Here is a 10801-nt window from a genome sequence, read left to right as displayed (position 1 = left end):
TTGCTCGTTTGAAAGTAGCTTTCGAAGATTTAGATTGTATCAATCGTAACGAAGGTTTGATTTAATTCTGAAATAATATTCAATGGAAAAATCCTGTAAGGCTCAACCTTGCAGGATTTTTTGTTTGAGAACTAAAACTCTGTGGACTGTCGTCTGCGGACAGTGGACTAAATATTCTGAATACTCTCCGTCAAGACCTCATAAATCTCCAATAATCGGGCATCATCTTTCAGATAATCAAGGTGGCGATTAATGATAGTTTTATCATTCCTAATAGCAGGGCCAGTTTGTACATCGGCGGGGTCTTCGGCCTTTAATGCTTTTTTGAAAGTTTCTGAAATAATCGGTTTCAGCAAATCAAATTCAAGATTTTCGTTATCGGTGATACTTTTCGATAAAGCCAATAAATGATTAGTAAAATTACAGGCAAAAACCGCTGCTACGTGCAGCACTTTCCGCTCTTCCGAACTGAGCAAATAGACCGTATTGCTCATCTCTTGGGCAATATCTACCAAAATCTGTTCGGTTTCGTCATCGATTGCTTCAATACAAAACGGAACATTTCTTAAATCAAGAGCCTTATTTGCCGAAAATGTCATCAGTGGATAAAATACTGCACATTTTACGGGTAAGTCATGGTAGATAAGCATGAGCTTCTGTAAATCTTCCAACGATTTACTGCCCGATGTATGAGCCAAAATAGCATTTTCGGGTAAAATCAGTTTCGAGCAGACATCTTCCATTGCATCATCTGCCACCGAAAGAATAAATAACTCAGCTTCACTTTCCGAAAAATCGAGGTCGGTTTTAGCTTCGGCTTTATAGAGCATCTCACTAAGCTTTTCAGCTTTTGCTATATTGCGGCTAAATACCTCACAAACAGGGTGATGATGATTCTCGAATGCAATGCCCAGATGCCAGCCAACATTTCCAGAGCCAATGATAGAAATTTTCATTATAAAACTTTATTTATCAACAGCAGCCAATTTAGAGCAAAATATCGAAAGAGCGAAAAAAAAGTGTTCAGTTTCTTTTAATTTGTAGAATATTATCTTTATTATTGCCATCTCGTTTTGAGAACCTTTGTCTTTCTTATATAAATATAGTCCATGAAGAGCCTCCTTTCACAAGGGACTAAAACAAATTTGCACGAAATTACTGAGAAGTATTTTTGTTGTTAATTATGAAATATTAAATAAAATCTTGTAGAAAACCAATCCATTTGTGTTACTTGAAAAGCTATGAAGAGTCTGAATAGATGAAAGGATTTACTATGTTTAAATTTACCGTATTGGTAGGCACTGTGGTGCAAGATACAACCAAATATTATTTATGAGCAGACCTAAAGAGGTGAATCAGTATATAAAAGTAGTTTTACTTAAAACCCCAAAACAATTAATAAAATGATGAAGAATTCCTTTTTGACACTGTCGGCAGTGGTGTTGAGCTATGGCCTTTCAATGGCACAGAGCGACCTCCCACCAAATGCTGTACCAGGAAAATGCTACGCAAAATGTTTGAAACCTGCCCAATTTACTACTCGTACTGAACAGTATGTTTCAAAGGAAGCTGGTAAAATTCTTACAGCATCAGCCCCCGAACTTACTACAACTACTGAGCAAGTACTTGTAAAAGAAGGTAGTAAAGTTATTCAAGCGTCGGCTTCGGCTTATAAAACTGTAACTGAGCAAGTATTAGTAAAAGAACCAGGTAAAAGAACTGAGGTGATTGCTGGTTCGGGTTCGTATAAAGCAGTAACTGAGCAGATGGAAACTCGCCCAGCGTACAAGCGTTATGAAATTGTTGGTTGTAATCAAGCCACAGGTACAGGTAGTGGTGCTGGCAAAGGTGCTGATGTAAATGCTCCTTGTTTCAAGCCATTGACTGAGCAAATCATGGTTCGTGAAGGATACAAAAAGTTAGAAGTAATTCCTGCTCAATTTAAAACCGAAACTGAGCAAGTTATCGTAAAAGAGGCTTCAAAACGCTATGAGGTAATTCCTGCGGTTTATAAAACTATCACTGAGCAGTATATGATTAAACCTGCTTATAATAATTTAGTGGTAGATAATAACATAGAATTTAAGGCCGTAACCGAAAGAGTTGAGGTTCGCCCAGCATATAAGCGTTATGAGGTAGTACCTGCTCAATTCAAGACAGTAACTGAGCAAGTATTAGTTCGTGAAGCTGCTCCTGCGGTTGCGGGTGGTCAACGCCCAAAATATAAAACTGTAACTGAGCAGTTTTTAGCAAAAGAGGCATCTAAACGCTACGAGATTGTACCTGCAACTTACAAAACAGTGACCGAGACAGTTGTTGTAAAAGAGCCAGTTAAAACTTTGATAGTTACGCCGCCAGTTTATGAAACTATTACCGAAAAAGTAAAGATTCGTGAAGCATATACAAAATATGAAAAACGTAAACTCGACCCATCGTGTTTGAGTGCAAATCCAGATGATTGTTTGCAGTTATGTTTGGTTGAGATTCCAGCCGAATACAAAACCGTAACAAAACAAGTATTGAAAACTCCTGCTGGTGTAAGAGAGAGCATAACTCCTGCTCAAACTGCCACTATCACGAAGCAAGTAATTGCTCAACCAGCATCGGTTCGTGAAGTTGAAGTGCCAGCTCAATATGCAACATTTACAAAGCAAATGCTTGATGGCTACGAGCCAGCAGGTGCTGGATTGACAGCTGCTCAAGCTTTTGTGGGAGGAACGTCTTCGGCACAGTATGCAACCATCACAAAAACAGTCATTGCAGTACCTGCACAATACAAAGAAATTGAAGTTCCTGCACAGTATGAGACTATCACGAAGCAAGTAGTTGCTCGTGGACCACAAACGAGAGAAGTAGCAGTAGCGGCTCAATTTGAGACAATTTCGAAACAAATTGTTGCACAGGCAGCACAAGTAAAAGAAATTGAAGTTCCTGCGGTATATGCTACTCGCACAAAACAAGCTTTGGTAGCTCCTGCCACAACACGTGAGATTGAAGTACCAGCAGTATATGCTACTCGTACGAAATACACTTGTGCTGATGGCTCAAGTGCTTCAACTGGAAACGGAATCGTAGCGGGCAACGGTGGATGCGGACCACAAGTTCGTGAAATTGATGTTCCGGCCGAATATCGTACAATTACAAAATATGTAGTTGACGGACAACCAAAAACTCGTGAAATCGAAATTCCGGGTGAGTATCGTACTATCACAAAGCAAGTTGTAGCAAATGCTGCGGGTACGGTAGAGAAAGAAATTCCGGCTGAATACCGTACAATTACTAAAACGGTTGTGAAATCAGCTGCAGCAACTTCAGAAAGAGAAATTCCTGCGGAATATGCCACTTATACTACAACCTCAATGACAAGTAGCGGTACGTATGCTGACTGGGTTGAGATTCTTTGTGGAAATAAAATTACTTCTGCTACGGTTCGTGCAATTCAAAAAGCTCTCAGAGCAAAAGGGTATGACCCAGGTCCAGATGATAACGTACTCGGACCACGCACCAATGCAGCGATTATCAAATACCAAAAAGATAACAATTTACCATCAGGTAACTTGAATCTTGAGACATTAAAATCTTTGGGAGTTGAGTATTAATCAATCAAGTTTTGGAAAAAAAGCGGCTGGTTCTATCACAGAATCAGTCGCTTTTTTTGTTCAAAATACCATAAAATCAAAATATTGATTAATAAATAAAAAATGGCTTAATATTTGATCAATGAAGATTTATCACCTTTCGCTAAGGATTCAGGAAAACGAAGGTTTATTTCTATTTATAACTTCAACATATTTCGCTATGAGAATAAAACTAATGCTCTTGCTGGGGGTCACGTTTGTAATGTTTGCATCTTACACCAATGTGGCCGAGGTTTCGCAAAGCCAAGTCAATTTTTACAAAGGGAGTTACGACGATTTTTTAAGAGAAGCAAAAAAACAAAAGAAGCCTATTGTACTCGATTTTTGGGCGAGTTGGTGCGGGCCTTGTAAGAAATTGGAAAACGAAACCTTAACTAATGCCAATTTAGTTTCGTATATAAATACAAACTATATGATTTATAAAGTGGATATTGATTCGTTTGATGGAATGGCGATTGCCGACCGTTTTGCGGTTGATGTTTATCCAACATTGATACTCTTAGACCACAAAACAAAATATGTGGCTCGGTATCGTGGTTTTTTTCCAGCTGATTATCTGAAAAATGAATTGGAAAAAAGTAAAAATTACAAAGGGAAGCGTTTTGTTGCACCCAAAAGTTCTGCAACTGCTTCTTTGTGAAGAGTAATGGCTGAATGACTTTATATATATTGAATTGAACCTTTAACTGAGTAGAAGCTGCCCTTTGTGGCAGCTTTTTTAGTATTCCCAACTTTTGGGTAATTGCATTTGTCGAGCATAATATGCAGGGCAGTATTTATGAATACGTTCGAGCAATTTGTTTATATCACGATCAAATTCGACAAAATAATCTTCGTGAAGTTTAGGGAGTTTTTTAAGTAAAAATTCAGTTCTTTTGGCAATATAAAGAGAAATCGTATCTGATTTTCCGCTGTAATGCTCCAGATTTGGGAGTTGATTATCAAAAAAAGTATTAAGTAGATAGAGGGTAAGCTCCACTTCACCGTATTTATCTTTAGTTATCTTTACATGCTGCGTAATGCGGCCATTTAAATCTCTCATGTCCATCATCATCCAACCTGGAGTGTCATGATACATTTTTGAAACTTTCAAAATCAGGTTTTTTATCTCAGCACGTTTGTGCGGTAAGTCTGATTCATCTTCGAGTAATTGAAAATAAAGCTGCTGAATCAATAGTTCGTTTTTTCCGATAAGCCTTATCAATAACTTATCTTTTTCTTTAGCGGGGAGGCTCAAAACAGCCTTTTCGAGTTCTTTAGGTAATTTAGGCATTCTGATAAGAAAAAAGGTTATCATTAAAAACGCCAAAACCTCCGAAATGTTCAGAGGTCTTGGGCAAAATTTATGTTAATATCAACCAATTATTTGGCACTGACAATCTCAACATTGAAAATGAGTGGAGCATAGGGTGGTATCGAACTTCCACTTCCTGTTGTTCCGTAGCCTAAGCTTGATGGAAACACAAGCGTAGCTTTTTCGCCGACTTTCATTTTTAAAAGACCTTCTTCAAAGCCTTTTACAACGCCATTTGCACCTAATAAAACATTGAATTGGCCAGTGTCGAATTGTTTACCAGTACTTACCAGAAACCCTGTATATTTTACTGATGTGTTGAGTCCTGCTTTGAGTTGAGTACCATTTGGTACTTCAAGAGTACGCAAGAAACGTAAACCACTGGCTGTTTTTTCAGTAACTGGTAACTTCGTCGCAGCAACGTATTCATCAATCATTTGGTCTTCAGAGCGAAGTTTTACGATTTCTAAATCTAATCTCAGTACGGAGTTTGATGGAACCGTTGAACTTGATTGTGTACCAAACCCTAATATTGAAGGCATTAGAAATGTTCCACGCTCACCTTCTTTCAAAAGAGAGAGAGCTTCCAAAAAACCAACAATGATATTCGATGCTCCCAAAACTACTTTAGCAGGTTCATTCTTTAATCTTGACGAACTATCTACTTTTGTGCCATTAAGCAAAGACAAAGTGTAATGGAAAGTTACTTCATCACCAATAGCGGCTGCTCTTCCCGAAGAGGTTTTGCTAATGGAATATCTCATTCCAGATGTCGTGCTGAGCATTTGGAGGTTTTTGCTACTTATATAGTCAGCTATCTCCTGAGCATCCTTTTTACTGGTAGCTTCGATGTCATTTTCTAAAAATCCACCGCAGGAACTGCCAATTACTGCACTTACTAAAACTAACAAAAACGCAATTTTCTTCATTTCACTGATTGATATATTTGAATTTTGTATTCAGCCCAGCATCGCTGGGCTGAATGGGAATATTATTTTACGTCTAAAACTTCCATTTCGAAGATCAAAGAACTGAAAGGAGGAATTGGGCCGCCACCTTGCTCGCCATAGGCTAAGTTTGATGGAATAAAGAAAATAGCTTTTTCTCCTTTTTTCATCATTGCCAATGCTTGCTCCCAACCTGGAATAACCGCACCTTGGCCAACTGTTACTTGGAATTTAGGGCCTGGCTTGCCAACCGAGCTATCAAAAACTTTACCGTCCATTAATTTACCGGTATAATCAACCGTTACAACTTGTCCAGCTTTAATCAGATCTCCTGTTCCTTCTTTAACAACGACACGATACATACCATATTGTGTTTTTGTGGCATTAGGGAAGTTTTTCTTTGCATAATCTTCCATCAACTTAGCCTCGTTGTTTTTCTTAGCATCTTGTGCTTTTTGGAAATCTTCACGCGTTTGAGTTGATTTGATTTTTACGATAAATCTGAAGTCAGAACCTTTCGTCACGCCAGCAGGTAGAGGTTGGTTCATACGTGCAAAAAGTGAGTCAACGCTGATGAAAACGGTTGCACTATCACCTTCGGTTAGGTGCATCAAGGCGTTTTCAAACGAACCTTTGTAAGTACCTTGTTGAGCTACCATCGTGATTGGCTGGTTGCGTTTGTAGGTATCTTCAAAAGTCGAATCATTGGCTGCTTTAATCACCAAGTCAAATGTTAGAATATCGCCAGTTTTGATTTTCTTGCCTTTTCCTTCCTCATGGATTTGGTATTTTGAGCCATCAGGGTCTTGTGTAACCTTAAATTGGTTACAAGAAAAAAGTAAACTTGTAGCCGCTGCAAGGCTCAATGTTGTTTTTAAAAAATTTGTCATTGAAAATTATGTATTAATTGAATTTTACGTTTTTATTTATAGTTATTCTGTTGATTATAAGTATTTTAAGTGTTGGTTAATTGATCTTTATATTGTGGTAACAACGCCAAAAACTTCTCGACGGTTTTCTCTAAAGATTCGTGCGAACGTCCACCAGCGGCATTTTTGTGTCCACCTCCATTGAAATGAGTTCTCGAAAATTCACTTACCGAAAAATCATCAACCGAGCGAAGCGAAATCCGAATCATGTCTTCTTTCTCGGTGAAAATTGCGGCCATTACTACGCCCTTAATCGAAAGTCCGTAGTTGACAACCCCTTCTGTATCGCCATTTTTTGAACTAAATCGGCTCAATTCTTCCTTAGAAATGGCCATGTAGGCCACATTGTATTCGGGAAGATAAGTGAGTTTTTCGCCTAAAACAAAACCAAGAAACTTTGTGCGTTCAAAGGAATTACTGTCAAAGATTTTACGATGAACTTTATTTGGATGAACTCCAATCGAAATTAACTCTCCTGCAATTCGATGTACTTCTTCGCTGGTGCTGTCAAATCTAAATGAACCTGTATCAGTTACCAAACCTGCGTAAAGGCATTCGGCGGCTGGAATATCAATCAACTCTTTATCGCCCAGTTTTTCGATTAACTCATAGATTAATTCGCAAGTTGCGGCGGCACTTTCGTTCCAATATACAAAATCAGCAAAGTTTTCGGGTTGCTGATGGTGGTCAATCAATACTTTTTTTGCTGCCGATTGTTTCACAAACTCTTCCATGCCTTTGATACGATTCAATGCCGAAAAATCAAGGCAAAAAATCATATCAGCATTGGTAATGAGTTCTTTTGCCAATGCTTGTCGGTCACTTTCAAAGTTGATTACCTCACTTTCGCCCGACATCCATCTCAAAAAGTCAGGATAATCGGTTGGAGTAATGATAACAGGATTGTGGCCTTTTTTCTTTAAATATGCGGATAACCCCAACGATGAACCGAGAGCATCGGCATCAGGATTTTGGTGAGTAGTGATAACGATTTGCTTGGGCGAACTCAAGAATTCGTTAAATAACGCTAACTTTTGATTTGACTCTGTAAAAAAATCTTGCATAACTCTACAAAGGTACAAAGGAAAGGTGGTAAATCAAAAATGCCAGTTAAGTGCTTTTCTGGGCTTTGGATATTTATTTTTACAAATATTTAAAGTCGGAAAGGGCTGTTTCTGAAAGAAGATAACTATTTTTGAACTTTGTTTACTACGACACCAAATATCATTTATTGAAATTTAACAGACTGAAATGAAAAAATTAACCCTACTTTTTGTACTGATAAGCTTATCTATTTCGGCTCAAAAAAAGACAAAACCTGCCACAACTCTTGCGAAACCCAAATTGGTTTTGGGTATTATGGTTGACCAAATGCGATACGATTACCTTTATCGCTACTACGATAAATATACCGAAGGAGGCTTCAAACGCCTAATGAACGAAGGTTTTAACTGTAAAAATAACCATTATCACTACGCAAGCACAATTACGGGCCCAGGCCATGCGGCGGTTTATTCGGGTTCGGTGCCTGCCGTGAATGGAATCATTGGTAATGAATGGTATGACCCATTGGCTAACCGAACAGTTTATGTGGCCGAAGATACGACGGTGCGTGCGGTTGGTTCTGGCGAAGCAGGTATAGAAGGCAAACGCTCACCAGTCAATATGCACACGACCACAATTACCGATCAGTTGAAAATTGCGAGTGAGTTTCGCTCGAAAGTAATAGGTATTGCCGTAAAAGACCGTGGGGGTATTTTGCCAGCAGGGCATTCGGCCGATGCTGCTTATTGGTTCGATGCAAAATCGGGAAATTGGATTACGAGTACGTATTACATGAATGATTTACCGCAATGGGTGAAGGATTTTAATGCTCAGAAAATGCCTGATAAATTGATGGCTCAGAAGTGGGAAACGCTTTTACCGATTGAACAATACACCGAAAGTGAAGCCGATAATCAAGAATACGAAAATGTTTTGTCGGGTGAAAAATTGCCAGTTTTTCCGCATACGATCGCTAATTATGGAGCATTGCTTACCTCGCCTTACGGAAATACGATTACGAAAGAAATCACTTTGGCGACGCTTCAAAACGAGAAAATGGGACAAGGAAAAGAAACCGATTTCTTGTGCGTGAGTTTCTCGACACCTGACTATGTGGGCCATGCGACTGGTACGCACTCAATCGAAATTGAAGATACCTATTTGCGTCTCGACCGTGATATTGGCGAAATTTTGAATAAGCTTGATGCTACTGTTGGTAAAGGAAATTACTTAGTTTTTTTGACTGCTGACCACGGTGTAACTGACATCGCTGGATTCTTGAAAAAACATAAAATCCCTGCAGGAACTATCGAGTTGGGCAAAGAAGTAAGTTATTTGAATGGTGAAATGGCAGCCAAATTTGGCGAAGGAAAATGGATAAAAGCACAAGATAATTATCAGCTTTACCTTGACCACGAATTGATGGCCAAGAAAAACGTGACTATGAATCAAGTGTATGAATTAGTTAGAGAAAAAATGCTGATTTTGGGTTCTTCGGTTTATCAGATTGTAAATTTACATGATATTAGCTCGTCAAATATTCCACCTTACTATAAGCCTCTTATCGAAAATATCTATAATCCGAAACGTAGTGGTGATATAATGCTTTTGTTTGAGCCATCTTGGTATAGCGGTTCTAAAAAAGGTACAACTCACGGAACAATGTGGCAAAGCGACCGCCACGTACCGTTGGTTTGGTACGGTTGGAAAATTCCGCAGGGAGAAACAGTTACGCAAACTTATATCTCTGATATTGCGGCAACATTGGCAGCTTTATTGAATGTTTTAGAGCCAAATGGCTGTGTTGGAAGTCCGATTAAAGATATTTTTAGTAAAAAATAAAGGTAAAATTGAATACTGCCACGAATACACGAATGTTTACGAATAAATTATTTGTGTATTCGTGGTATCCTATTTAGAACTTTGCAAGATGATAGTGATAAAAGGCGTACCGTTGAAAAAAATACAAGGAATTACTTTATTTCCTTTTATAATCGTACGCTCAAAAAAGCCAAGCAAGGTACTGATTAACCACGAGAAGATTCATATTCGTCAGCAACTTGAACTCTTGATTTTGCCTTTTTATATTTGGTACGTTGGCGAATGGTTGTATCATTATATACGTTGTCGTAGTTTTTGGCGAGCCTATCGTCAAATAAGTTTTGAGCGAGAAGCCTACGATAACGAAGAAGATTTTGAGTATCTGAAAAATCGAAAATTTTGGAATTTTTTGGAGTATAATGATTAAAAATACCCTCAATACTTAGCAACAGAGTTGCGAAATATTTGTAGAAAATGTGACAATTATTTTATTAAAGGTGCATCGCACCGTAATATAACCGCTTTTAATTGCGGTGAGATGCACCTTTTAGGTTTCTAAAAAATTTCTACACTACAAATATTTCGATGCTACGCACCTATTTCAAAGATTAGTCTCAAATACCAATTGAAGATTAAAATTATTTGTTTCTTCCCAAAAGCACTCCTTCAACAATCAAATATTGAGCAGCAATATAAGTTGCCATCACCCAAAGCCCCGAAAGAGGAATAGAGAAGGCAAATTTGTTTATGGCAATCAATGAGTCAGAAATGATGAATAAAATTGCTCCAATTAATACAAAACGATAGCTTTTTTGGTAGGTTTGGCGTTCTGCGGCCGTAATTCCCATCCACATAATGGCTGTGGCGTATGCAGAGATAGGTATCATAAAGCCTTTAGGTATCTTATTGCTCAGTAGTAAAACGAATAAAAAACCATAAATAATAAAAGGAAAACGTTTGTTGTAGTTGGTCACTCCCAATGGTTTAAATACGCCTGAATAACATATTTGTGCCACCAAAAACGAACCCAATCCAAGCAGAAAAAACTGTGGGTTTTTGCCTTGAAACATCAAAAAAGTATCTCCCAAACACGAAAAAATCAACGAAACCAACATCGTTTTATCGGAA

At 38.2% G+C, this 10801-nt stretch carries 10 protein-coding genes; 4 read left to right on the top strand and 6 right to left on the bottom strand.

The features are described from left to right. Positions 1 to 167: 167 nt before the first annotated feature. The gene (locus tag ACOVO2_RS09620; protein ID WP_421769756.1) at positions 168 to 956 is read right to left on the bottom strand and encodes a Rossmann-like and DUF2520 domain-containing protein; all 789 of its coding nucleotides are present in this window, start codon (positions 954 to 956) and stop codon (positions 168 to 170) included. A 447-nt stretch (positions 957 to 1403) separates the two neighbouring features. On the opposite strand from ACOVO2_RS09620, the gene ACOVO2_RS09615 reads away from it, so the two are divergent. Further along, entirely contained in the window at positions 1404 to 3599 is a 2196-nt protein-coding gene (locus ACOVO2_RS09615; RefSeq protein ID WP_421769755.1) for a peptidoglycan-binding protein, read from the top strand. A gap of 199 nt (positions 3600 to 3798) precedes the next feature. Continuing rightward, entirely contained in the window at positions 3799 to 4278 is a 480-nt protein-coding gene (locus ACOVO2_RS09610; RefSeq protein WP_421769754.1) for a thioredoxin family protein, read from the top strand. Between the two features lie 78 nt (positions 4279 to 4356). On the opposite strand, the gene ACOVO2_RS09605 is transcribed toward ACOVO2_RS09610, so the two are convergent. From ACOVO2_RS09605 to ACOVO2_RS09590, 4 genes are all read right to left on the bottom strand, one after another. Next, a complete protein-coding gene (locus ACOVO2_RS09605) occupies positions 4357 to 4911 on the bottom strand; it encodes a hypothetical protein (RefSeq protein WP_421769753.1) in 555 nt (184 codons plus the stop codon). Positions 4912 to 5000: 89 nt separating this feature from the next. Next, positions 5001 to 5861 (bottom strand): FKBP-type peptidyl-prolyl cis-trans isomerase, encoded by an 861-nt coding sequence (locus ACOVO2_RS09600; protein ID WP_421769752.1) that lies wholly within the window; start codon positions 5859 to 5861, stop codon positions 5001 to 5003. Between the two features lie 62 nt (positions 5862 to 5923). Then, positions 5924 to 6769: an FKBP-type peptidyl-prolyl cis-trans isomerase gene (locus tag ACOVO2_RS09595; RefSeq protein ID WP_421769751.1), complete on the bottom strand. Its 846-nt coding sequence runs from the start codon at positions 6767 to 6769 to the stop codon at positions 5924 to 5926. A 65-nt stretch (positions 6770 to 6834) separates the two neighbouring features. Continuing rightward, positions 6835 to 7872, bottom strand: a complete 1038-nt coding sequence (locus ACOVO2_RS09590; RefSeq protein WP_421769750.1) for a DHH family phosphoesterase — start codon at positions 7870 to 7872, stop codon at positions 6835 to 6837. Positions 7873 to 8059: 187 nt separating this feature from the next. On the opposite strand from ACOVO2_RS09590, the gene pafA reads away from it, so the two are divergent. Beyond that, positions 8060 to 9694, top strand: a complete 1635-nt coding sequence (pafA, locus tag ACOVO2_RS09585) for an alkaline phosphatase PafA (RefSeq protein ID WP_421769749.1) — start codon at positions 8060 to 8062, stop codon at positions 9692 to 9694. A gap of 112 nt (positions 9695 to 9806) precedes the next feature. Then, on the top strand, positions 9807 to 10100 hold the full coding sequence (locus ACOVO2_RS09580; protein WP_421769748.1) for a hypothetical protein: 294 nt from the start codon (positions 9807 to 9809) through the stop codon (positions 10098 to 10100). A 211-nt stretch (positions 10101 to 10311) separates the two neighbouring features. Here the strand turns inward: ACOVO2_RS09580 and ACOVO2_RS09575 are convergent. Then, positions 10312 to 10801: lysoplasmalogenase (locus ACOVO2_RS09575; RefSeq protein ID WP_421769747.1), on the bottom strand; the 490-nt coding region annotated here is incomplete at its 5' end.

Origin of the sequence: Emticicia sp., from assembly GCF_049241225.1 — a bacterium.
Taxonomy (GTDB): domain Bacteria; phylum Bacteroidota; class Bacteroidia; order Cytophagales; family Spirosomataceae; genus Emticicia.
The sequence above is the reverse complement of the archived record's forward strand: the minus strand, read 5'-3'. Positions and strand labels throughout refer to the sequence as shown.